The following is a 22,580-nucleotide window of genomic DNA, read 5'->3' on the forward strand; positions in this document are numbered from 1 at the left end:
AAAATGAAATATCAGCTCATAACAGGAGAAAGTTCCTATGTCAACGATGACTGTCAAAGATGTTGAGCAAGTTCAAACCGCTTTTTCCGAAGCGGGTTTAGATTACCAAATTGAACTAGAAGACGGGAGACTTTCAATTATGGGCCCATCTGACATCGTATCCAGTGAAATCAGCAGCCGTCTCATTGCCTTTCTTTTCGCTTGGGTAAATCCCCGCCGTCTCGGACGAGTTTTTGACTCCGCAGGCGGCTTTATTATGCCAGATACTAACGTCAAAGCGCCCGATGTTTCCTTTGTGCGCGCCGCACGATTGCGCCAAAGTCCGCGTTATTTTGGACAGTTGGTTCCCGATTTGGTGGTAGAGATTAAGTCTCAAAGCGATCGCACGCAGCCTATCGAAGCCAAGGTTTTGAAGTTTGTTGAGCTCGGAGCGATTGTCGGAATTGCGATCGATCCTGATGCAGAAACAGTGAAGATTTATCGAGCGGCTGGCGAACCACAAATTTTACAAAATGGCGATATCTTAACATTACCAGAACTTTTCCCCGGTTGGGAATTGCCCGTTGCAGAATTGTGGCCTCCTATCTTTACAGAAGAAGAAACACAATTCTAGAAAAACTACAATATATCGCAAAAAGTAGAGACTTAAACTCTTTCAACTTCTATTCTAGAACCTTGCGGAGATTTGGAAACTTTAACTTGTGCGGGCAATCTTTCGCCCAATTCTCGAACGTGGGTAATCACTCCAATCAGCCTGTCTCGCTGCCGCAAAGATTCTAAAATTTGAGTAACGCTTTCGAGAGTTTCGGTATCTAAAGTACCAAATCCTTCATCTAGAAATAAGCTGCCCAAGTGAGTTCCTTGAGACAGCTTTTCTGACAAAGCTAAAGCCATTGATAAGGAAGTGGCAAAGGTTTCGCCACCGGAAAGAGTACGCACTCGTCTAGCTTCGCCGCCGTTCCAATTATCTGCTACCCAGTATTCGCCGTCTTGGTTTATTAGTTTGTAGCGATTTTCGGTTAATTCTTGCAAAATCAAGGTGGCGCTGCCGACTAATTCTGCTTCTAAATGTTCTAAAATGTATGATTGAAATTCGTTGGATTTGAGGTTCTGCGCTAAGGTGTGATAAGTTTGCTCTTGTTCTGTGAAATTTGTGATTTGCTGTGACATTCTGTCGGCTTGTTCGAGATTTTGGGCTGCTACTTGAATCCAAGCTAAAAGTTCGGCGCGGTTGTTGTTGGCTTGTTTGAGGTTTTCTTGGGCGGTATGTTTTGCCGATCGCACTTGTGCTAAAGTATTCTCATCGGTAGTTCTGCCTGCGATCGCCTCGCTCAAATCTTTCGCCCGCGTCTCTAACTGAATTTTTGATTCGCGGTGAGAGCGAATAGCATTTTCCCATTCTGATTGTTCCTTAACTGTGGCAACCGCTGCTAAAAATGTCTCCTCTGTGAAATCAGCCGCTGTTAATTTGGCTGACCAATCTAGGTTTAAATGCTGTTTATGAGCCTGGGCTTTTCCAAAAGCTTCTCCAGCTTGTTGCTCTCTCTCTGCGGCTTGAATAACCTTATTTTGAGCAGTTTGATATGATTTTTCGGCAACTTTCAGCAGATTTGCCAAGTCTTGCTTGTCTTGTTCTAAGACTTTTGCTAAGTTAGCATAAGGTTGATATTCGGTAATTTGATAAAGCACATTTACACAACTTTGCAACTGCTGCTGCCGACGGTCTGATTCGGCGATCGCATCTTGATATTCCTGCTGTTTAGCTGCTTGAGTCGCCACCGCCAAATTAAATCTTTCCTGAAAATTATCATATTCCAATGATGCCAGTTGGAACTGCTGTTCGGTTTGGCGGTATTGGCGATCGCTCTCTTTAAGGATTGCCAACTCCTGCTGCAACCCCAAGCTTTCCCAATGAGGATTTTCCAGCACTTGAGTAATTTGCTGCTGCAATTGAGCAACTTTATTCGCAGTTAATTCCAACATTTGAGCAATTTCAGACTCTTTTTGCCTGCAGGATGAAACTGCACTTTTTCCCTCAGCAGCCAACCTTTGAGCATCTTGAAAAACCTGATTTGCATCCGCCAATTTCCGCCGCAAACCAGCGACATCGACAATATTAGAATCGGGCAAAGGAGGGAGCCGATCGCTCTCAGGATGCACCCCCCCACACACCGGGCAAGTATCGCCAGAATTCAGCGACATTCTGACAGCAGCAACACTCTCTAAACGTGCCGCTTCCGCATTAGCAGTTAGGGCCGCTTCTAACTCGCGATCGCACTCTTTTAGTCGGATTTCGGCTGCTTCTAAATTAGTTGCAACCTCCACATAATTTTGTTGAGCGCTTTCCTTCTCTGCAATAGATTTCTCCAACTGTTCTTGCTGAGTCTTTTGCTGCTTGGTAATTAGCTGCAATTCCATCAATAAGGGTGCAATTTGCTGCAATTGCTCTAAACGCTTTCCTCCCGGCGCATACTGTTCGAGCTGTGCCGCTGCTTGAGTAACTCGAAAACCCGCGCCTTGAATTTTAGTGTTAGCAGCTTGCAGGTCTTTATCTGCTGCCAGAAAAAAGCGGAGTTTTTCCTGTTGAATTTTTTGGGCAAGCGCCACTTCTTTTTCTAATTGAGCGCGCTGTTCTTCATATACTTTAGCAGCAGCTAAAGCATCTTCGCGAGCCTTAATTTGTGGCGCTAGCACCTCTTCTTTCGCTTTTGCCGCGTCAAGTTGCTGCTGCTCTACTGCTAGCTCAGAGCGAGCTTTAATTAACTGCTTTCGCGCTGCCACCGAGGCACTTTCGGCAGTTTCATACTGACTCCGAGCCGATCGCACTAAAGCCCAATCTCCCTGTAAATGATTGGCAGCTTGCGCTCTGTCTAAACGCTGTGCTAAAATTGCAACCTCGGCAGAATTAGCATTTAATTGGGTCAGTTGTTGTTGTAGCTCTTGCCAGCGAGCGATTTGCGAAAATAGCTGTTCCTCTTCATCTAGAGCCTTCTGAGCTTTCATCACAGCGCGATCGAACTGGGGTAACTGCTGCTCTAAAATCACAAGTTGCGATCGTCTTTGAGCCACCTCATCCGCCGTCGGCGCACTCAAATCCGCTAGCTGCCTTTCCACCATTTCCCGTTCCTGTTTCAGCAACTTTGCGAGTTCATTTGTTTCCTTCCGCATCTGCTCAAAAATCTCAAATCCCGCTAGCTGCCGCAAAATTTCCCGGCGTTTTGAAGTATCCCCTTTAATAAACTCATCAAACTTGCCTTGAGGCAGAACAATTGCTCGCGTAAAAGTATCAAAATCCATTCCTAAAATCTGTTCAATCGTATTTTGAACAGCAACGATACTCGTCCCCAAAGTTTCCCATTGACCATTTTGCCAGTTGTCCAAAATCACCTTATTTTCCGGAGATTTCGGACGAAAACGCCACCTTCGCGTCACCCGATACTGTGCCGATCCCACAGCAAAACGCAACTGCACTTTTAAATTTTCGCTACCTTGACTTGCCAAATCACTTACTTGTTTGCCGCTGCGAGTTGTCGTGCCAAAAAGAGCGTAAGTCATGGCATCTAACAGTGAAGATTTGCCGGCACCTGTAGCACCAGTAATTGCAAACAAATCGAGTTGAGAAAAATCTAAACGCTGTTCGCGGTGGAAGCTGGTAAATCCTTCGAGAATAAGTTCGAGTGGACGCATACTGATTTTAGATTTGAGATTTGGGGTTTTAGATTGTTATATTCAGGTCTACTGTCTTCCTTCTACAGTCTTCCCGATCCCCCCTAACCCCCCTTAACAAGGGGGGGACAAGAGTATTATCAAAGTCCCCCGGGAGGGAGATTTAGGGGGATCTAGACTCGACTACAAGCGACATTGAGCGTGGGTTTCAGTCTTAAAACTATTTGAAATTTGAGATTTTGGATTGTGGATTGTATCTTTTTACGCATTTAATTGTTAACTGTTTCCTGAAACTTCTTGTACAAATTTTTAAATTCCTCCAATACTGGCGGTTTTGGTGTCGTTCCCAAGCGGTTTTGATAATAGTTGCAAAACTCTGCTGCCGGATCGAAATTATTGGGATCGATATTAGTTATTTCTGTTGGTTCTAGCGCTGCATCTGGATAGCGCGGTTCAATTAACAGCGCTTGAGAACAAATTTGGCGCACTCGATCGGCAAGTCCGATTTGCGGACTGTCCAGTTCGACAATTACTTTCAAGAAACCCGGATGATACTGATGAGCTTGTAAAGTTTCATCGAGATTGTCGTTATGACATTTAAGCACTTTTAAGGGCTTGTGGCAAGCCACAGGCTTAAATTCCACCTTTGCCTGACTTCCCGGCTCAACTTCTATCAAGCAAAATCCTTTTTCCTGTTCCGCTTCTCCAAAATCTAACTGAATCAAAGAACCGGAATAATAAGCGGGAGAAGTGTCAGAAATCCGCTGGTGAATGTGGATGTGTCCGAGGGCAACATACTGAGCTTCCGGCGGCAGAGTTTGCGATGAAAGCAGGTACTTTTCTCGCGTGTAATAAGCGACTTCTGATTTTGCCAATCGAGCGCCGTCAATGCTCATGTGTCCCATGAGAAAATTGACAGTATTGTCTCTAAAATCGCTGGTTAAATCTTCGAGTAAATATGCTACTATTTCGCGGTAATTTTTTCGGCGATCGGCATCGCCCGACTGCCAGAGAGAATTAGCATCTAACAGTCTTTGTTCGGAAGCAAAAGGCATCGCTCCCACGCAAAGTTTACCGCTTTTTGTATTAAGAGTAATTGTGCCGCCGTCTGCAGAAAGCCTGGGTTTGCCTAAAGCGCGCACACCGGCGAGGGAAAGCAATTGCGCGATGCTGTCGATGCGGGAGGCTGAATCGTGATTACCCGCGATCGCAATTGCGGGAATTCCTGCCGCTTGGAGTTCGCAGAAAAAGTTATAAGCAATGCGTTCGGCGTAAGCGGGCGGGTTGGGCACGTCGAAAATGTCACCGGCAACGAGTACAGCATCGACATCCAAGGCTTTTGCTTGCTTCAAAATCTGTTCGAGGGCGATCGCAATTTCAAAAGTGCGATCGATCCCTCGAAAACGTCGCCCTAAATGCCAGTCAGCAGTATGAATTATTCGCATAGTACGAGGAGTATTTTGTTTATTTTAATACTTTGTGCGATAGCTGCTATACGAATTGATTCCTTCTGCGGCTGTTATACTCGCTCCGACGGCCGATTAACTCGAATCAGTAGACTTCTCAGTGTTTCTAGATTAGAAATAGCTTCATTAATGCGTACAGCCAGCCGTTCCCAGTTTTGGTCGTTTGTGCAGACAATTATGCCCGTATGGTCAGAGTTAAACCTATGCAGTCGAATAAAATCAGGTCTGTTTAATGTCAATACGGCACGATTATTGCTAATAGCAAAATCTAGAACTTCTTCATCCGGAATTTTTTGGTTAGCCTTCCCCGCTTCTTGAACTGTCAGGACATCATGGCCCAAATTACGCAGTAATTTTACAACAGGAAACGGGTATTGTTCATCTGCATAAAGACGCGCCACAGTTTATGCCTCTTCCTGTTCTCGAATTGCTCTTTCAATCTCATCAGGATATGCCTCAGCATAACTAAAAGCATTCACCAAATCTGCGGCACTCAGATCGGGATGACCTTCTAAAATATGAGCATCGGTGGCACTTTGACGGCGATAACTTACCAACAGCCAAACAGGAATCCGAGTTTTTCGGATACAGGCTTCTCCGCCCATGACACCGGGAGTCTTTTGAATTCCCGGCCAAAAGTTGCTTAAACTTTGGGCGAGTAATTGTATAGCTTGAGCCTTTTCTTCGGGAGTTAAAGCCAAGAGTTGCGGTTGCAATTCTTTGAGTGTCATCTTCGTAGTAACTGAAGTCATAAATATCAACTTTTGTCGTCCTAGAGGTATTCTAGCACTATTATACTCACAACTTTTCTTCCACAGGCTTCACATCGTGAAACCGAGTATAATCAACCACCCGCCCTCCCGTCGCCGATTTCAAAAGAATATCTACAAATCGCATATCCCACATAATTTCCGAGGCTACAAAAGAATGTCGCGCGTGAATAGTTTGCGAAACTGTTTCGTCAATTCCTGTTAACGTAATTACAATTTCCGCTTGCTGTTCCATCAAGTCTTGGGCAGTAAGTTGGTACAAAGGACTGCTCTCCTCAATTGCGTGCATAACCGTCCAAGTTAAGGCAAAAACCGGAGAGTGACTTCGCACTAATTGCAAATCGTAAAAACGCCGCATAAATTCTCCTTCCGCTGTTACCTCGTTGCGGATCAAAGTAGCTCGCTGCTGCGCTTCTAAAATTTGGTTAAAACGCTGATTTGCACTGCGGTACATCAGAGTCGGAACACCGTTGAAAGGAGCGATCACAGCTACCCGGCTGAAGATAACTCTAGCTGTTGGTCGAGAAAATCTCGAAAAAGCCAGTCCCGTCACCATCGCCACTCCCCACAAACCAAAAAGCGCTTGAATCGCGACTATAGTATTAGCGTAATCCGTGCGCGGATACATAGAGCCGTAGCCGATCGTCGCCATTGTTTGCACGCTGAAATAAAAGGCATCTGGGAAAGAACCCGGCCGCGCGTTAGCAATGCAATCTCCTCCCGCCAAGTAAGCTAAGGCAAATAAAGAATTTGTGACTGTATAGGAGAGACAAATCAGCAGGAAAAATCGCGGCCAAGAAAGAGTTAGCAGCCTGTGGTAGAGGTCGGCAAAATGCAGGCGCGGTACTCCCAACTTGACAATATTTAAGGGGAATTGTCCTTGGCGGCTGACTAAACGAGCCTGTTGCTGCTGGTTGCGGTTGCTTTTCATTGCGATTTGTAACTGCGGCTGTTTCAATTTGTAACTATTGCTTTGACCGGGAAAACTTATCCTTTAGACTGATGTCTGATTCCAAATATTCGGATAAAAGCGGAGTTTAGAAATGGTTGAGCTTAACTGGCATGACTATCTCGTTATGGTTTCTTTGGTGGCATCTATTGCGGGTCTAGTCCTGCTGGGTGATAATCGCAACTCGCAGCCAACAGACGATCGCACTTTGAGCGAAGAAATCCTAATCAAGATGAGCTTTACTTACTGGATAGTGTACTGCATCTCTTTTTTCGGGCTGAAACTTCACCTACCAGAGGATAGCTGGTTATTGCTCAGTTTGAAGCTGACTACTGTTCTTTCTTACTTGTTGACTGCTTCTAGCATACTCAGCCTGCCGCTGCAACGCATGGCTGTCCGACGAGTTGAAGATTAAAAAAAGTGTTTGTAGTGAGGACTTCAGTTCTTTTGATCGCGGTGAAGAAAAACTAAAGTCCTGACTGCAAAGCTATTTGAGTAATATTACCGGGCCATAAGCTCACAGCTAGCTGTGAGCTTGTTTAATGGTTTATTATCTGAGGGATGCAGACTAACGCGCCCAAAATAAAATGGCTAGGGTCGATCGCACTGGCACTTGAAATTGCCATTCTCTTCCTGCTTTCCCTTGGCTGTGGCAATCTCATCGAGTATCCCTCGGCAAAGCCGGCGCGTTAGCCCATAGCATGAGGTGGAGTTGGCGAGTAGCCTACACTGTATGCGATACCATAGCGTGTAGGAATATGCCACGAACTTAGTTGCTTAGGATTTAAAGCCTTTAGAGCTTTTCTTTTTCTCCTGCGTTTTAGACTTTGACTTATTAACTTCGCCTAAAGCTTCCTGAAATAAGTTGTGCAGGTGCACGGGAACGCTGGCAATTTCCGGGAGTTCGGGTTCTAAAGGTTTTTTAAACTCTTGCAGCAAGGCATCTAAATCGCGATCGATCTGAAAATTAGTCCGCTGCAATACAGTTTGCAAAATTTGTTCTAATTTCGCTGGATTAACTTTAGCTAACCGCTGCCAAATCCAGGCATTAATTGCAGGATCTTCGAGATAGTTACGCACCAGCTTTTCGTAACCGGGAACGGTTGAAAAGTCTTCGGCAGATAGCAGTGCAGTAAATTGAGCGTAAGTAGACAAAAAGGTTTGTCCCCAGCGAGGATGAGAAAGTGCTGTCACCTGTTCGGCTTTCTTGAAGCGATCGGGCAATTCGACTTTCGGCATTACCATTTTTGAACTAGCATTGCTGTCGAGCATTACCTCAACTGCGTTAGCATCGGCACCTGCAGCCGCGATTGCTGCTGCTTTGACTTCTTCTCGATCGACTCCGGCATCCTCAACGATATCCGCCAGAGATTTACTTCCATCAACGCCGATATCCGCTAGGCGTTTTTTAGTGATAAATTCCTGAAATTCAGCCAACTGTTTATTCAGGTGATACCCCGATAGCGTCAATTCATCACTACCAAAAAATTCGGTAAAATCTTCATGGTACTTTTCTACTGACTGCCAAGCTTGCTCTAACAATTCCGGGGCATCGCTGTACAGGTTCTTGTTGTGATTTTGCTTGAAATTGCCGATCGCCACCGCCAACTTCGGCTTACCCAATTTCCCTTTCAAAATGGGAGAGCTCGAAAGTATCCACCAGTCATCGGTAAGGGGAGAAATCCGAGCCAGCAAGATTTCTCCTAACTTAAAGCGAGACATTTCTGCAAGAAAATTAGGACTGTTGGGCTTGACAACGTAGTGCTTAGCCGTCAGCCAGTTCATCAGTTCAAACCTGTCGGGGGAAAGTTGAGTGATTTCAAATAAGCCCGTGAAGCTTCTGTGCTCCCAACTTTCGAGTAAGCTACGCTCGCTCTGGGTTAAATCCGGCTGACTTTCGACAAATAGGTCGATCGGCGTTTTCTCTCCGACTTTACCTTCGATGGTAAAACTGTCAATCACTTGATTTTGCTGAGCAATATCGTAGCGCTCGCCGGTCGATCGAGCTGCAGCATAAGCTTCCAAAGCTACCGCCAACTCTCCCTCAGCATCCAGCACAAAGTCAATTAAATTTTGCTTGAGTGTCCAAGCTCTTTCCAACATTTCATCCACAAGTAATACCAATTTTGAATGAGAGGATTTAGATTAACAATTATCGGACTTGAAGCCACCGACACTTTACGAGCCGGCTGCGATTGAAGAAAGCGCATCGCGAAAAATGACAGAAATATGCGATCGATGCCTCAGTCGTGAATAAGTTTAATTTTAAGGCTAATAGTCAAAAAAAAATGTTAATCTCAAACGGAAGCATCCCGATTTTGTAAAAAGCATTTTTTAGGAGTGCGATCGTCCCGCACAACCAAGCCTCTACGTCTCTAGCGAGTTATCACAGCGAACAGTCCTGTGAAATAAAAATCGTGCTGAAAAATGCGATTTCAAGGGATCATAAAAATACCCTCTCCGATGTAGAGAGGGGCTGAAAATCCCCAAAAACTTCGCTAAACTCGCGTTAAAAACTGTGCCATCTATCAACAACAGTCCAGAACGCAGCAGCCGGGTTTTTTTTGATCAAACACTTCTCTCCATTCCGGTACCCGGCTAAAAATAACCGGAACGCTTGAGTTTGTGTGTCTCCAAGACTGAGAAATACTTGGCGTAAGCCCTTAGCGGCCGTCTTTGTCAATGTCACCAGGAACAGCGCGTTCCACCCGATCCCAAGCGTCCCGCGTGGCGTGCTTAGCTTTTTCCCAAGTCACATTAGACTTACCGCGATTTGTTTCGTAGTCGCGCTGCAAATCCGGTTCAATCTCGTGGTATTTCTTACCAGTAGCGCCATAGCGGCTGTATCCCTCATAACCGGTGCGGTATGCAGGCTGATAGTCTTCATAAGTCGCGCTCGTGTCCACGTAAGGACGAGAACTGTAGTTGCTTTGCCAGTAAGCATCTTCTACCGTGGGGTCGATCGCCTCGGCCACACCTTTGCCCACCAAACCGCCGCTAAACGAACCCACAACAGCGCCGACAACTGCTCCTACAGGCCCGCCGATGGCACCGCCGATCGCAGCACCCGCAGCACCCGCACTCGCCGCACCAATACCGGTTCCTACTGGATGAGCCCCTTTTTCGCCGGAAATCGGGTCTAGGTTAGCATCAGGTTCATGTACCGTTTTTTTGTCATCGCTCATGATATTTTTTTCCTTTTATCTAAATGTAACTATTATTAAATTTACCTTTTAAGTTCATATCTATTCATCTGCCTTAAGGCTGAAGCTGCTAGCTTCAAAAGGAGGGAAAGGATAAAATACTTCTCGACTCACAAACGAGTTTTACACGCTACTTTCAAGCGATAAGGTGCGCCTCGGCGCACCCTAGATAATTATCTTCAACTAAATTCTGACAGCGGCTTCATTGTCTACTCACTGAAGCTGTGTATTTACCAGCAACTTGAGTTAGATATAAATCTCTTGATTTATTAGTTGCCCGTGACTTTTTCGATCAAATCTTCAGCTTTTTGAACTATGCCTTCTTGCGGGTGTTCTCCCTTGTACTCCTTTAAGCTTTCGTCGTAAGCTTTCTCGACCTTTGCAGGATTTTGAGAGGTTTTGACTATTTCTTCGTAAGCTGCTTGGGGATTGAGATCCTCGAAACTTTCTGCGGGGTCAGTAATTCTAGCTTCTGGCTGCGCCTGACTCCTGTCTTGACCTGCGTAAGCAGCCTGACTGGGTACTATCGCTAGACTTAGCAAACCAATGAACGCCAGGGTACAGACCAGCAAAATGCTTTGGCTCAATGTTTGTCCTAGAGCTTTTAAAACCCGCTTCATATCAACTTCTCCTCGTATTTTTCCGCAAAAATTATGGTGTTTGTCGCCCCTTCACTGCGATCGCACATTGACTACCTTGGTTCAAGCGCAATCTTTGTCGCAGCTACCGCATCTAAAGCGAGCCAAAAGGGATGTTTCCCGTGATGTCCCATATCTTAAGCGCCTGCTTGTTACTATTACTTCTACCAAAAGATAGATTAGTTAGACAAGCGGAACTCATCTCGTATGAGAGGGGATCGCAATTCCTGCGAGGAACCCTATCTAAGGGTTTTCCCATCAATTACGAAGCCCCTGACTCTTCTCTTTCGGCGCGTGTTTCGCGTCTTAGCAGTTCGGGCAAAAATCCCATTTCCCAACATTTTAAAGTGCTATCAATAACCTAAGTAACTACAAAACTACCTGCTCTATGTCTAGTTTTCTGTTCTGCATAGCGCGTTCAAATAGCTCAGTAGAAAGAGCTTGTTCGACAGACCAAATGCCAGGTTTTTCCAGTTTACCTTCTAACATTAATTGAGCTATGCTGCCAGTACCGATGCCAGTAGCGGTGGCAGCATTTGGGTGTATCGCTGTCGAGCAAACTTTAGCGGGTTGACCGTTTTTGAGACCGGTCACTTGCGATCGCACTGCCACACCAACCCCACTAAAACTATTAGTAACACTGGTCATCCCATAACTGACGTAGGAGAGAAATTCAATCACGGAGTTATTTTTGAGCCAGCTAGCAGGCCAATACTTGGCAACAAACCAGGTAAGGTGATTGTAAAGGTCGGGAGACGTACCGAATTTAGTCACAACTGATTTGACGGGGAATGTTTCGGGCAAAGTGATTGCTTCCGGCATATCAAACCAGTAAACCCCTGTTTTGCCGTAGGGCGCGGGAAATTCAATTGTTTCGCGATCGCTGTAGGGTTTTACTTGGTGCCACTTGCGCTCTTCCCAAACCTCAAAAGGAGTTTGCAAGCCTAAAAAAGTGGTTCTCATGACGGTAACGCCAGCGCCACCCGAACCTCCGACAACATAACTCAAATGGATGTGCTCTGCTTCATCTAATTGTTCCACATCTCGCCGTACCATGCTATTAGACACACCGGGGAAAATGCCCGTATTAATAATAGCAGTAACCCCAGCATTTTTAGCAGTTTCGCGCAATTCTAAAGCTCTGCGAGTAAAACTGCGGCTGTCGCTGACATCAGTATAATTAACACCTGCTTCTATGCAAGTTTTTAATACACTAGCGTCTCGGTAGTGAAAAGGCCCGGCACAGTGAACGACGAGGTTAGAGGATGAAACCGCTTGGTGCAGGGCTGCACTGTCTGCTAAATCTAAAGCTTGATACTGCACCCTATCCGGTGGCAATTCCGGCGTAATAGAGCCTTCAGGGTTGCGTCCGGTAATAGTAATTTCTGCATCGGTATGGGTAACAAGGTCTTGGGCAACGCTGCTGCCAATTCGTCCCCGCCCACCGACAATCAAAACTCGGTTTGCCATCGCTAAAAAAAGGGTAACGCCACTTCTCAGTTTCTCAACTTGGGGCCAGCGTTTTCATCCGCATAAAGTATGAATTAAGGAGAATGCGAGATGCTGGGGGATCGGCGGCGATCGCCCTGATTCGGAGATGGGGAGCGACTTCTACCAGCGACTCGCCTGTTTTGCTAAATTAGAGGTTTGGCTGCAATACTAAGTTCAAAAATGCTTGCAGTGTTAACTTGTTCTTCTAATATTGAGAATTTTATCGATGGAATATGCTCTATGATCACAAAATATTTTAACAGATTTGATGAAACGCCAACCGTCGCCACCAAGCGCGAAAGATGCACAGGATTTACAAAGGGTATTGAGGGCGATCGCAAATCGTTTGCCCTTCACAGGGCATCAACCAGAAAAAATTATCGCACTCCCCCACTGATCTCAATAAAAAAAAACGCAGATGTGATTCATCTGCGTTTATTTGCGTTCATCTGCGGTTCCTAAAAATCTTACTTCTCATTACTCCGAAATACCGACTTACCCTTCGCTTTCAGAGTATTAGCCGCATCTGCGAAAGTCTGGGCGAAAGGCTGCTGCGAGTGCATGAAAACGCGAGCGGTATTGCGTCCCGGCATACCCGAAATCGAGCCGCCCGGATGCGTTCCCGCCCCCGTCAGAAACAACCCGTCGATCGGCGTTTTGTAATTAGCCAACTCCGGCAGAGGACGGAAAAAGATCATCTGATCCAGGGTCATATCAACGTGATAATAATTCCCCTTCAAAGCCCCCAAACGTTCTCCCAATTCCGCCGGACTTTCCACGCGGCGGCCGATAATTGACTTCTTGATATTCGGTGCATATTCTGCCAATTTGTCAATACAGCGATCGGCAACTTTGTTTTTCAGCTCATCCGTCCACCCCGTACCGTGCTGGCCGGTTCCTTCAGCATTTTCGATCATGTAAGGAGCAAAAAATTCAATCCAAGCTGTATGATGTCCGGGGGGAGCCATTGACGGGTCTCGTACCGTCGGAAACACTACATACATCGATGGGTCAGAGTCGGGGATTCTGCCGATTGAAGGGTCGCTGTGAGAAATTTCAACGTGTCTCACCGAGTCTGCAATTAAAACCGAACCCATTAAATACTCGTCCCGATGATTCCAGCGATCGAACTTGGGCATTTCATTGAGAGCTAAGTCTATTTTGAGAATAGTCTCGTTGTTGTTAACAATTTTGCGCTCCAATCTTTCCCGCAAATCCGGGTCGGCACTGTCAACATCGCTGGAATCCATTAAGTGCAGAAATAAGCGCTTAGCATCAATATTAGAAATGACACCTTTTGTAGCGCGGTATTCCGTGCCGCCGGCAACTCGAACTCCCACAGCGCGACCGTCATCAACTAATATTTTCTCGACGTGCTGGTCGGTAAGTACCACACCTGAATAACTTTTGACTAAATTGAGCAGCGCTTGCACTAATGCACCCGTCCCTCCGCGCGGTCTTGCCATGCCGGGATTGTGCCTCATTGCTAGCATAATTGCGCCTACAGCCAGGGTTTTTTGCGAAGGAGGCGCGCCGAGTTCTGCGGCTAATCTTGCTAGGGGTGCTTTGATAAATTCCTCGTCAAACCACTCGTTGAGAAGGTCTTCAGCGCTGGTGAGCATCGTGCGAATAAAGTCCAGCGTTTTGTCGGGGGAACCGATGACTGACAATAAATCTTTGATCTTTGCAATATCGTAGTTGCCCAGAATATCTATGATGGATTTTGGTGGCGCATTAAACATCGGAACCATTGCACCTAAAGCCCGCTGCCAAAAGTCTGTATATTCGGCATATTTTTTAGCATCGCGCTCGTTGTAGCGGGCAATTTCAGCACAAGTTTTTTCTACGGATTTGTGCGCTAAGAAATATTTGCCATCGGGATGCGGACAAAAGGCCACTGGATCGCAGAAAAGATATTCTAAACCGTATTTTTCCAGTTCTAATTCTTCTACAACTGGTCCTAAATGGATAAACTCGTGGTCGATCGCGCACAAATTGAATTTAAAATCCGGTAATTCGGGAATCGCAGCTTCGGTAGTGGCCGCACCGCCGGGAACCGAACGTTTTTCTAACAATAGGACAGTATATCCAGCTTTGAGGAGATAAGAGGCGCAGACCAGTCCGTTGTGACCCGCGCCTATGATAATGACATCATACGTTTGCATAGATGAAGCTCTAGGGATAGGATATTTTGCTTATTTTACAAATGTTAACAAGTTTGCCGTCTCTACCAATGGAAATAGATTAATTGTCAGTAAGCCATTTTAACATCTTACAAAAGATGGAGCTTTGACAAAATGCTGTTGTGCGATCGCCTTTATTTCTTTTTAAACTTACAGAGCAAGCGCCTTTCTAAAATCGCGCCAATATTGTACTCTATTTAGCCACATTTATCTGCATACAATTAAAAAATCAAGCAAACAAGTAACAAGGAAGAAGAAAGAGGAAAGGGTATAGGGAATAGGTAATAGAAACAGTTTTGAGATGGCTTTTTTCCTGGCAACACTGCGAGTGGAAGGAGTTAAACCCTAGGAAAATCAATTACTCCAAACTCAAAACTGCTACTCAATTACCTATTAGTACATTGAGACATATTACTTTAGTTGCTGGAGCGCCGCCTCAGCTTTTTGTACACCATCATTATTGCCTTGCTGGCGGTAAGTGTCGAGGGCTTGTTTAAAAGCTTCAATTGCTTCGGATTTGCGATCGCGTGCTTTGAGTGCCGTACCCATATTGTAATAAGCTTCCGCCCGGTTTGGGTCAAGCTTAATCACTCGCCGAAAAGTGGTAATAGCTCCTGAAAAATCTTGTTTTTCCAGTTGAATTTTCCCAATTCCTGCGTGTGCTTCCACTAAATTGGGTCGCACCGCAATAGCCCGCTGATAAGCTATAAGCGCTCCGTCAAAATCGTTTTGTGTCTGGAGAAGTTCGCCAATTTCTAGCTGCACTTCTGGATTCCGGGGCTCCAATTTGGCAGCTTCTTCAAAAGCAGCTAGCCCTTCGGAAGTATAGCCGGCACGCAGCAAAGCAGTTCCTAATTTTAACTGGACACCGGCTTGTTTGGGAGCGAGTTCGGCTGCTTGTTGGAGCACGGTGACAGCACTGGCAAAATTTCCCTGCTGGATCAATACTAAACCCATTGAAGAATAAGCTTGCCAATTTTTCGGATCGAGGGCGATCGCCTCTTGATATGCTTTAAAAGAACCGCTGTAATCTTTTTGCTGAAAGAGTACCACTCCGAGACCGATTCGGGCATTGACATTTTTGCGATCGAGCACAGCGGCGCGGCGATAAGCTGTGGCTGCAGCGGGATAGTTTTGTAAATTCGCCATAGCATATCCTAATGCGTATTGGAAGTCCGCATTGTTCGGTTCGAGACCGATCGCTTGTTGGTAAAATTCTACTGAGGCTTGATAGTTGCCCTGACGCGCTTCTAAATAGCCAATACCAGAAAAAATGCGCGGGTTTTCTGTATCTAAACGCGCCGCTTCCTGATAAATGGCGATCGCTTTACTGTAGTCTCCTAAATCTACAAACTCCCGCCCTTGTCGCAGCAGAGCATCTAAATTTGAATCATTTTGAGGGTTGACTTGAACGAATGTTTCTGCTGAGAGCGCTATCTGCGGCGCTGCGACAGCGAATCCTGCTACTAGCAACGTACTGAATACCAAGAGACTTTGTTTGTACACGGCCATTTGTTTCAAAGAGTGTGTGGAATGAAAGAGCGAGGGGCTGTCACCTTGTTAAGCTGACAGCTTAGGGTTTACCAGGAATTTTTGAGCGGCGAGATGTAGTAAATCTACAGAACAAGACCCACTCAAAATTTTCGCGACTGAGGCCAACTGATGATTGTAACAACAACTGATATCATCCAAGGAGCAGAAATTCAATCTTACCTGGGAATAGTAACTGCTGAGGTTGTCTACGGCACCAACGCCCTGCGAGATTTCTTCGCGGGAATTCGCGACATCATCGGCGGGCGCACCGGCAGTTACGAGGAAGTGTTTCTCAAAGGACAGCGAGATGCCCTCGCGGAACTGGAAAAACGAGCGCAGCGCCTGGGCGCCAATGCCGTAATCGGGGTGGAAGTGGACACCGGCACGATTAATGTAGACTCCAGCGGGGCTTTGCTGCTGATTACTGCCGTTGGAACGGCTGTAAGATTGCGTTAAGCTGTATTTTCTGTATACGTCCGCATTTCCTGTATACATCCGGGAACTTTTCTAACGGGATAAAATAGTCATAAGTCATAAGTCATCAGTCATTAGCTAATAGCGGGTGGCTGGCGGCGGATGACTTTTTCGTTTCTTTCTTCAGACATAGATACTGGTTATTTCCCCAGGCAGATATAGTTTTTATCAATCTCAGCCACAATCAATGCTTAGGTGAAAGATTGTTAAAAATTAAAGCAACTCTAAGAGGAAAGAAAAACCTATGTCATACGTAAATAGACCTGTAGATAACGTTGGTACTGAACCCGTGGTAGTAAATTCAGTGATGGAATACCACGATCGAGTACGTTGGGGTCCGATTTTTTCGGGTTTGGTAATTGCGATCGGCACACAACTGGTGTTAAGTGCATTGGGCGCTGCGATCGGGTTGAGCAGCATTGCTGGTTCAGGAGCTCCGCGCAGTATTTCAGGCGACGTGGGTACCGGCGTCGGAATTTGGTCAATTATTAGTTTGTTAATTAGCTTGGCTGTTGGCGGTTGGGTAACTGCTCGCGCTTGCGGCCCGATGAACCGCAACACAGCACTTTTAAACGGAGCAATTTTGTGGGCAACTACCTTAACAATTGGCTCTTGGCTGTTAGCAAATGGCGTGGCCGGTACTTTTGGCGTCATAGCTGCGAATGCGGGAGAAGCAATTAATCAAGCGCAGCAGGGCGGGGTCGATTTGCCGAACCGAGCACCTAACGTATCTGCTCAGGATGCTCGCAATATTGCTGGTAATGCCGCGAAAGCTGGTTGGTCGTTTTTGTTCGGCTCACTATTGGGTTTAGTTGCTTCTATGGTAGGAGCATCTGCCGGTGCGCGCACTCCCCGAAATTACTCATAAAAGTTTCGTCAGATACGGAAATTTCATATTCATGAAAGCACTTTTTTTAAGGTGCTTTTTTGTTGGTTTTTCGTTCCCAGGTTCTACCGGGGAACGCATTTCTTGAGGCTCTGCCTCCAGGTTTTTAAAGTTAGTCAGTTCTAAGTAGGTGTGCAGAATTAATTACACAATATTGATACTGAAACCCTTGCCTAGCAAGGAGTCTTTATGTAATTAATTTTGTGTGGTTACTTAACTGTTTAGCGAGCACGGCGGGCGGGTGTGAGTTTGGACTCTTTGTCATGGTAGCGCTAGGTTAAGACGATTGATTAAGAAAATATTAAAAAATTGAAGACTCTAATTTGATGACTTTATACTCCTCAGAGTAACTACGAAAGCTTGATAGAAATACCGTAGTTAAAGAAAAAGTATCGGTGAATCAACAACAAGTTTGGCAAAATTCAGTGACTTCGATCGTTCAGTCTCTAAAATTTGCGATCGCAGCCAGTTCCCAATTGGTGCGATTCTCAGGGAAATTTCTCAAAAAAGCCCAGCATCTAGGACGCTCAGTCCAAGCGTACATCGTCTTGTTTTTACTAGGTATAATTCTAACTGCGTCAATTGCTGCTTGCTCTGCCGCGAGTGGGGCCAATCAAAGCGAGGTCAAGCTCAACCTAGTTTCCTTCTCAGTGACGAAAGCGGCCCATGACCAAATCGTCCCTAAATTTATTGAAAAGTGGAAGAAAGAGCACAACCAAAACGTCATTTTTGAACGCAGTTATGGCGGGTCTTTAGCGCAAACCGACGATATCATTGCTGGCAAACAAGAAGCCGATGTGGTGCATCTTGCCCTCCCATTGGATGTGGTTCGCATCGAAGAAGCTGGTTTGATTAATTTTGGCTGGGAGGACAGAGTTCCTAGACGGGGAGTAGTTAGTCATTCTGTGGCGGCAATTGTCACCCGAGAAGGCAACCCCAAAGATATTCAAACTTGGGCAGATTTAGCCAAAGAAGATGTAAACGTGATTGCAGCAAATCCTCAAACATCGGGTATTGGCGTTTGGCAATTTTTAGGTCTGTGGGGGTCAGTAACCCAAGAAGGAGGCGAACCTCAACAAGCCCTTGATTTTGTCGGCAAAATCTATAAAAAGATTCCCACCCTAACCAAAGATGCCCGCGAAGCCAGCGACTTATTCTTCCAACAAGGTCAGGGAGATGCCTTAATCACCTATGAAAATGAAGTGATTTTAGCTGGAACGAACGGACCAAAAACCAGTTACTTTGTTCCTCCCCTCAATATCTCTATCGATAATCCCGTGGCAATAGTTGATAAAAACGTTGATAAGCATGGAACGAGAGAAGTGGCAGCAGCCTTTGTAGATTTTCTCTATTCAGACGAAGCTCAGCAAGAATTCGCCAAATTAGGCTACCGTTCGGTCAATCCCTTTATCGCTCAAGGCGGACAGGTGCAATTTCCCCCAATTAAAACTTTGTTCAATGCTCAAGATTTAGGAGGGTGGCCTTTGATCAAAGAGAAGTTTTTTGCAAACGGTGCCATCTTTGACCAAATTAAGGGAAAGTTCTGAACCTAAACGCCTAATTCACTTTCATTTTTCCAAACTTACACTCAAATGCTATGAAATTTTCTCGTTGGTTTTACCTAATCCCTCTCATCGTCACGGGCCACCTGATGACGAGTTGTGGCAATTCAGGAGAGAAGGAACAGCAAATCAGTATCGATGGTGGTGCTGTGGGCTTTAGCGTTTCCCTCGCCGTCGCCGAAGAATACCAAAAACTTTATCCCGATGCCCAAGTCAGCGTCGCTGCCAGTGGCACAGGGGGAGGGTTTAGCAAGTTTTGTGCTGGAAACCTTGAGATTGCGGGGGCTTCTCGCACCATCAGAGAGGAAGAAATCAAAAAATGTGCCGACAAAGGAATCGAATTTATTGAACTGCCGATGGCTCTTGATGGTCTTGCGGTAGTGGTTAATAAGGAAAATAACTTTGCCAAATGTCTAACGATTAAAGAATTAGACATAATGTGGAATGCCAAATCCGAAGGCAAGATTACCAGTTGGAAGCAAATCAATCCCGACTTTCCCGACGAAAAACTGTTGCTGTTTGCCCCTCCTTCCGATACGGGAACCTTTGATTATTTCACCCAAGCCGTAACTGGTAAAAGGAAAAATAGCCGTACCGACTTTACCCCCAGTCGCAACCAAAATACTCTCGTTCAAGGGGTGGTTGGCAATAAATCGGGAGTGGCCTATCTGGGAATTGCCTTCTTGCTCCAAAACCAAGACAAATTGAACGGGGTGGCGATTGAAAATGCGGATGGAAAATGTGTTAAACCAGTTCCCCTTGATAACGTTCTGAGGAATATCTATAGCCCCCTCTCTCGCCCCCTCTTTATCTACGTCAATAAAAAGGCCCTGACAACCAATCCTTCCCTGGAAAGATTCGTGAAATTCTATCTAGAAAATTCTTGGAAATGGGTAGATGGTGTGGGCTATGTGCCGTTACCCGATGAAGCTTATGTGAAAACTAAGCAAAAATTTGAGCGGCGTGAAACCGGAACGAAATTCAAAAAAGCCAAACCCGGTGAACCCATTACTAACTTTATTTAAGGAGGAAATCTCAAGCCCATGACCCTAACTCCTAGTTCCTTTGATGACTCCCTTTTCGCTGCGGATGACCTCTTGCTTAAGAAGGCTTCGGAAGATGTCCCAGAAAAGATTATTGGTACGGTTTTATTTGCCTGTGCCTTCGTGTCCGTTGCCACAACCTTTGGTATTGTCTGGATCATTTTCCAAGAGACTTTGGGTTTTTTCCAAGAAGTTTCTTTAGCCCAGTTTTTTCTGGATACCCGATGGACTCCGCTGTTTGCCGAGGCCCATTTTGGCATCTGGCCGCTGCTGAACGGAACGTTCTTAACCTCTGCGATCGCTATGGCTGTGGCGGTTCCTTTGGGTTTGTCTTCAGCCATTTACCTGAGTGAATATGCCCAACCGAAAGTGGCAGCCGTGTTACGCCCTGCTGTGGAGTTATTGGGGGGAATTCCCACAGTAGTTTATGGTTACTTTGCTTTGCTCTTTGTCACTCCGGTTCTGCGCCATCTTTTCCCCTTAGAGATTTTTAATGCCCTCAGCGCTGGGTTAATGATGGGCATTATGATCACCCCCACCGTCGGTTCCATCAGCTTAGATGCCATTCAATCGGTTCCCCGTTCTCTGCGGGAAGGTTCCTATGCCTTGGGCATTACCAAACTAGAAACCATTTTTAAAGTGGTTCTTCCGGCAGCCTTGTCTGGGATTATGGCTTCGATTATTTTAGGCGTTTCCCGCGCAGTGGGAGAAACCATGACCGTTCTGATTGCGGCTGGATCGCAGCCTCGCCTCACTGTCAATTTCATGGAATCCGTCGCCACCCTCACCGCTTTTATGGCGGAGATTTCGGGAGGAGATAGTCCCAGGGGTAGCCTCAGTTTTAAGACTTTGTATGCGGTGGGAGCAGTTCTTTTCGTGATTACATTGTCTCTCAATATGGCCAGCTTCTGGATTTCTAGTCGCTTTAAGGAAAAATACGATTGATTGCTATGGTTAAATCAACTTCAACAAACAATTCCGTCAAAACTGCCGAATTTACCGATAACCTAGAACGCCGAGAAGCGATCGGTAAAGTCTTTGAGTATCTCTTCTTAATTGGGTTACTCATCGGTTTATTTGTCCTCGCGTTACTGGTTCTTAATATCCTTCATGATGGACTTGGCAGATTGCTAACACCGGGGTTTATCACGGAAACGCCTTCCCGTTTTGCCGAACGCGGAGGTATCCGTCCAGCCATTATTGGGAGTTTCTTTCTGGGACTGATCGTCCTTTTGGTTGCGGTTCCCATTGGGGTAGGGGCTGCTTTGTACCTAGAGGAATATGCCCCTAAAAAGTGGTGGACTGCCGTGATTGAGATAAATATCGGGAATTTAGCGGGGATTCCTTCTATTGTCTATGGCTTACTGGGTTTAGGGGTCTTTAACTATTTACTAGGGTTTGGGCCTACCTTGATTTCGGGGGCATTAACTCTTGCCCTATTGTCTTTACCTGTCATTATCGTCACGGCGAGGGAGGCGATCCGCGCGGTTCCCGATTCCCTGAGAAATGCTTCCTATGGACTGGGAACTACCAAATGGCAAACCATTCAACACCATGTCTTACCCTATGCCATTCCGGGAATTCTTACGGGGGTGATTATTTCTGTCTCCCGCGCCATGGGGGATGCTGCTTCTTTGGTGGTCGTGGGTGCTGTCAGTTTCCTCACGTTTAATCCGGGTTTATTCCAACGATTTATGGCGTTACCCATTCAAATTTTCAGCTATATCACTCGTCCTGAACCGGGGTTTGCCAATGCAGCCGCAGCGACGATTATTGTGCTGATTATCTTGATTTTGGCGCTTAATGGCGTCGCTATCTATCTGCGCCAACGCTATTCCAGCCATTAATTAACTTGAGTTGTCAAGATTAAGGAGACTATTTCAGATGACTGACAGTAATACCAACCTCAAAACGGACGATAGTGCGTTTGATGCAGAAGGCATAAAGGTTTATTACAGTGGCTTTTTAGCCCTGGTCGATGTTTATATCAAAATTCCCCGTCAAAAAATTGTGGCCTTTATCGGCCCTTCAGGCTGTGGCAAAAGTACCTTATTGCGTTGCTTCAATCGCATGAATGATTTAATCCCTGGTGCCAAGGTGGAAGGGAAACTCATTTACCGCAACCGTAATATTTACGATCCGCAAGTGAATCCCGTCAAATTGCGGCGACAGGTGGGAATGGTGTTTCAAAGGCCGAATCCGTTTCCCAAGAGCATTTATGAAAATATTGCCTATGCCCCCCGAACCAACGGATATCAAGGAAATCTGGATGAATTAGTGGAATCTTCCCTTACACAAGCAGCTATCTGGAAAGAGGTTAAGGATAAACTGCAAGAGAAAGGAACGGCGTTATCCGGAGGACAACAACAAAGGCTTTGTATTGCCCGCGCGATCGCTATGAAGCCCGATGTTTTATTGATGGATGAACCTTGCTCTGCTCTCGACCCTATTTCTACGCGACAGGTCGAAGAACTGTGCTTAGAACTTAAGGAACGATACACAATTATTACGGTGACTCACAATATGCAACAAGCGTCAAGAATCGCGGATTGGACGGCTTTTTTCAATACAGAAACGGACGATCAAGGCAAACGACGCGGCAAATTGGTGGAGTTTGGTCCCACTGAACAAATTTTCGGTTCTCCCCAAACCAAAGAAGCCGAAGAGTACATTAGTGGACGCTTTGGTTAAACGGAAGTGTCAGATTTAGGCGTTA

Annotated in this window: 21 protein-coding genes; 10 read left to right on the plus strand and 11 right to left on the minus strand. The window is 45.8% G+C overall.

All coding sequences use genetic code 11. From position 1 onward, the window contains the following. The first annotated feature begins 37 nt into the window (after positions 1–37). Positions 38–613 carry a Uma2 family endonuclease gene (locus QUA77_RS01405; RefSeq protein WP_333449015.1) on the plus strand — a complete coding sequence of 192 codons (576 nt, stop codon included), beginning with the start codon at positions 38–40 and terminating at the stop codon, positions 611–613. A 32-nt stretch (positions 614–645) separates the two neighbouring features. Here the strand turns inward: QUA77_RS01405 and QUA77_RS01410 are convergent, their stop codons facing one another. From QUA77_RS01410 to QUA77_RS01430, 5 genes are all read right to left on the minus strand, one after another. Further along, a complete protein-coding gene (locus tag QUA77_RS01410; protein WP_333449016.1) occupies positions 646–3,687 on the minus strand; it encodes an SMC family ATPase in 3,042 nt (1,013 codons plus the stop codon). A 248-nt stretch (positions 3,688–3,935) separates the two neighbouring features. Further along, complete coding sequence (locus QUA77_RS01415) at positions 3,936–5,111, minus strand: exonuclease SbcCD subunit D (RefSeq protein ID WP_333449017.1); 1,176 nt, start codon at positions 5,109–5,111, stop codon at positions 3,936–3,938. A gap of 74 nt (positions 5,112–5,185) precedes the next feature. Then, positions 5,186–5,533: a DUF5615 family PIN-like protein gene (locus QUA77_RS01420; RefSeq protein WP_333449018.1), complete on the minus strand. Its 348-nt coding sequence runs from the start codon at positions 5,531–5,533 to the stop codon at positions 5,186–5,188. Between the two features lie 3 nt (positions 5,534–5,536). Next, on the minus strand, positions 5,537–5,863 hold the full coding sequence (locus QUA77_RS01425; RefSeq protein WP_333449049.1) for a DUF433 domain-containing protein: 327 nt from the start codon (positions 5,861–5,863) through the stop codon (positions 5,537–5,539). A gap of 67 nt (positions 5,864–5,930) precedes the next feature. Continuing rightward, complete coding sequence (locus QUA77_RS01430) at positions 5,931–6,833, minus strand: ion channel (protein ID WP_333449019.1); 903 nt, start codon at positions 6,831–6,833, stop codon at positions 5,931–5,933. Positions 6,834–6,945: 112 nt separating this feature from the next. Here QUA77_RS01430 and QUA77_RS01435 point away from each other — a divergent pair, with 112 nt between their 5' ends. Further along, on the plus strand, positions 6,946–7,266 hold the full coding sequence (locus QUA77_RS01435) for a hypothetical protein (RefSeq protein ID WP_333449020.1): 321 nt from the start codon (positions 6,946–6,948) through the stop codon (positions 7,264–7,266). 362 nt (positions 7,267–7,628) lie between these two features. On the opposite strand, the gene QUA77_RS01440 is transcribed toward QUA77_RS01435, so the two are convergent. The 4 genes from QUA77_RS01440 to QUA77_RS01455 all read right to left on the minus strand — a co-directional run bounded on the left by QUA77_RS01440 (position 7,629) and on the right by QUA77_RS01455 (position 12,162). Then, positions 7,629–8,963, minus strand: coding sequence for a hypothetical protein (locus QUA77_RS01440; protein WP_333449050.1), 1,335 nt, complete (start codon positions 8,961–8,963; stop codon positions 7,629–7,631). Between the two features lie 551 nt (positions 8,964–9,514). Continuing rightward, on the minus strand, positions 9,515–10,036 hold the full coding sequence (locus QUA77_RS01445) for a hypothetical protein (protein ID WP_333039233.1): 522 nt from the start codon (positions 10,034–10,036) through the stop codon (positions 9,515–9,517). Positions 10,037–10,323: 287 nt separating this feature from the next. Further along, positions 10,324–10,674: a hypothetical protein gene (locus QUA77_RS01450; RefSeq protein ID WP_333039234.1), complete on the minus strand. Its 351-nt coding sequence runs from the start codon at positions 10,672–10,674 to the stop codon at positions 10,324–10,326. A 387-nt stretch (positions 10,675–11,061) separates the two neighbouring features. After that, positions 11,062–12,162 (minus strand): saccharopine dehydrogenase NADP-binding domain-containing protein, encoded by a 1,101-nt coding sequence (locus QUA77_RS01455; RefSeq protein ID WP_333449021.1) that lies wholly within the window; start codon positions 12,160–12,162, stop codon positions 11,062–11,064. Positions 12,163–12,451: 289 nt separating this feature from the next. On the opposite strand from QUA77_RS01455, the gene QUA77_RS01460 reads away from it, so the two are divergent. After that, on the plus strand, positions 12,452–12,580 hold the full coding sequence (locus QUA77_RS01460; RefSeq protein WP_333039238.1) for a hypothetical protein: 129 nt from the start codon (positions 12,452–12,454) through the stop codon (positions 12,578–12,580). A gap of 70 nt (positions 12,581–12,650) precedes the next feature. Here the strand turns inward: QUA77_RS01460 and crtO are convergent, their stop codons facing one another. After that, positions 12,651–14,348, minus strand: a complete 1,698-nt coding sequence (crtO, locus tag QUA77_RS01465) for a beta-carotene ketolase CrtO (RefSeq protein WP_333039240.1) — start codon at positions 14,346–14,348, stop codon at positions 12,651–12,653. Positions 14,349–14,777: 429 nt separating this feature from the next. Next, positions 14,778–15,878, minus strand: a complete 1,101-nt coding sequence (locus QUA77_RS01470; RefSeq protein WP_333039243.1) for a tetratricopeptide repeat protein — start codon at positions 15,876–15,878, stop codon at positions 14,778–14,780. Between the two features lie 150 nt (positions 15,879–16,028). Between QUA77_RS01470 and QUA77_RS01475 the strand changes: the two genes are divergently transcribed. The 7 genes from QUA77_RS01475 (at position 16,029) to pstB (ending at position 22,555) form a co-directional block, all read left to right on the plus strand. Beyond that, positions 16,029–16,355, plus strand: a complete 327-nt coding sequence (locus tag QUA77_RS01475; protein WP_172184303.1) for a YbjQ family protein — start codon at positions 16,029–16,031, stop codon at positions 16,353–16,355. A 262-nt stretch (positions 16,356–16,617) separates the two neighbouring features. Continuing rightward, positions 16,618–17,241 carry a hypothetical protein gene (locus tag QUA77_RS01480; RefSeq protein WP_333039244.1) on the plus strand — a complete coding sequence of 208 codons (624 nt, stop codon included), beginning with the start codon at positions 16,618–16,620 and terminating at the stop codon, positions 17,239–17,241. A 413-nt stretch (positions 17,242–17,654) separates the two neighbouring features. Continuing rightward, a complete protein-coding gene (locus QUA77_RS01485) occupies positions 17,655–18,806 on the plus strand; it encodes a sulfate ABC transporter substrate-binding protein (protein ID WP_333449022.1) in 1,152 nt (383 codons plus the stop codon). A 50-nt stretch (positions 18,807–18,856) separates the two neighbouring features. Further along, positions 18,857–19,846, plus strand: coding sequence for a PstS family phosphate ABC transporter substrate-binding protein (locus QUA77_RS01490; RefSeq protein WP_333449023.1), 990 nt, complete (start codon positions 18,857–18,859; stop codon positions 19,844–19,846). An 18-nt stretch (positions 19,847–19,864) separates the two neighbouring features. Further along, positions 19,865–20,809, plus strand: a complete 945-nt coding sequence (gene pstC / locus QUA77_RS01495) for a phosphate ABC transporter permease subunit PstC (protein WP_333449024.1) — start codon at positions 19,865–19,867, stop codon at positions 20,807–20,809. A gap of 5 nt (positions 20,810–20,814) precedes the next feature. Next, entirely contained in the window at positions 20,815–21,711 is an 897-nt protein-coding gene (gene pstA, locus QUA77_RS01500; protein WP_333449051.1) for a phosphate ABC transporter permease PstA, read from the plus strand. Between the two features lie 37 nt (positions 21,712–21,748). Continuing rightward, the gene (gene pstB, locus QUA77_RS01505; RefSeq protein WP_333449025.1) at positions 21,749–22,555 is read left to right on the plus strand and encodes a phosphate ABC transporter ATP-binding protein PstB; all 807 of its coding nucleotides are present in this window, start codon (positions 21,749–21,751) and stop codon (positions 22,553–22,555) included. Positions 22,556–22,580 lie beyond the last annotated feature (25 nt).

The organism is Microcoleus sp. K5-D4, assembly GCF_036704575.1.
In the GTDB taxonomy this organism is placed as follows: Bacteria; Cyanobacteriota; Cyanobacteriia; order Cyanobacteriales; family Microcoleaceae; genus Microcoleus.

Bases quoted from the DNA above. Each gene is read 5' to 3' on its own strand.
- pstB (WP_333449025.1), top strand. From the start codon at position 21,749: ATGACTGACAGTAATACCAACCTCAAAACGGACGATAGTGCGTTTGAT.
- QUA77_RS01460 (WP_333039238.1), top strand. From the start codon at position 12,452: ATGAAACGCCAACCGTCGCCACCAAGCGCGAAAGATGCACAGGATTTA.
- QUA77_RS01405 (WP_333449015.1), top strand. From the start codon at position 38: ATGTCAACGATGACTGTCAAAGATGTTGAGCAAGTTCAAACCGCTTTT.
- QUA77_RS01430 (WP_333449019.1), bottom strand. From the start codon at position 6,833: ATGAAAAGCAACCGCAACCAGCAGCAACAGGCTCGTTTAGTCAGCCGC.
- QUA77_RS01480 (WP_333039244.1), top strand. From the start codon at position 16,618: ATGTCATACGTAAATAGACCTGTAGATAACGTTGGTACTGAACCCGTG.
- QUA77_RS01435 (WP_333449020.1), top strand. From the start codon at position 6,946: ATGGTTGAGCTTAACTGGCATGACTATCTCGTTATGGTTTCTTTGGTG.
- QUA77_RS01425 (WP_333449049.1), bottom strand. From the start codon at position 5,863: ATGACACTCAAAGAATTGCAACCGCAACTCTTGGCTTTAACTCCCGAA.
- QUA77_RS01455 (WP_333449021.1), bottom strand. From the start codon at position 12,162: ATGGCAAACCGAGTTTTGATTGTCGGTGGGCGGGGACGAATTGGCAGC.
- QUA77_RS01415 (WP_333449017.1), bottom strand. From the start codon at position 5,111: ATGCGAATAATTCATACTGCTGACTGGCATTTAGGGCGACGTTTTCGA.
- pstC (WP_333449024.1), top strand. From the start codon at position 19,865: ATGACCCTAACTCCTAGTTCCTTTGATGACTCCCTTTTCGCTGCGGAT.
- QUA77_RS01470 (WP_333039243.1), bottom strand. From the start codon at position 15,878: ATGGCCGTGTACAAACAAAGTCTCTTGGTATTCAGTACGTTGCTAGTA.
- pstA (WP_333449051.1), top strand. From the start codon at position 20,815: ATGGTTAAATCAACTTCAACAAACAATTCCGTCAAAACTGCCGAATTT.
- QUA77_RS01445 (WP_333039233.1), bottom strand. From the start codon at position 10,036: ATGAGCGATGACAAAAAAACGGTACATGAACCTGATGCTAACCTAGAC.
- QUA77_RS01450 (WP_333039234.1), bottom strand. From the start codon at position 10,674: ATGAAGCGGGTTTTAAAAGCTCTAGGACAAACATTGAGCCAAAGCATT.
- QUA77_RS01410 (WP_333449016.1), bottom strand. From the start codon at position 3,687: ATGCGTCCACTCGAACTTATTCTCGAAGGATTTACCAGCTTCCACCGC.
- QUA77_RS01490 (WP_333449023.1), top strand. From the start codon at position 18,857: ATGAAATTTTCTCGTTGGTTTTACCTAATCCCTCTCATCGTCACGGGC.
- QUA77_RS01475 (WP_172184303.1), top strand. From the start codon at position 16,029: ATGATTGTAACAACAACTGATATCATCCAAGGAGCAGAAATTCAATCT.
- crtO (WP_333039240.1), bottom strand. From the start codon at position 14,348: ATGCAAACGTATGATGTCATTATCATAGGCGCGGGTCACAACGGACTG.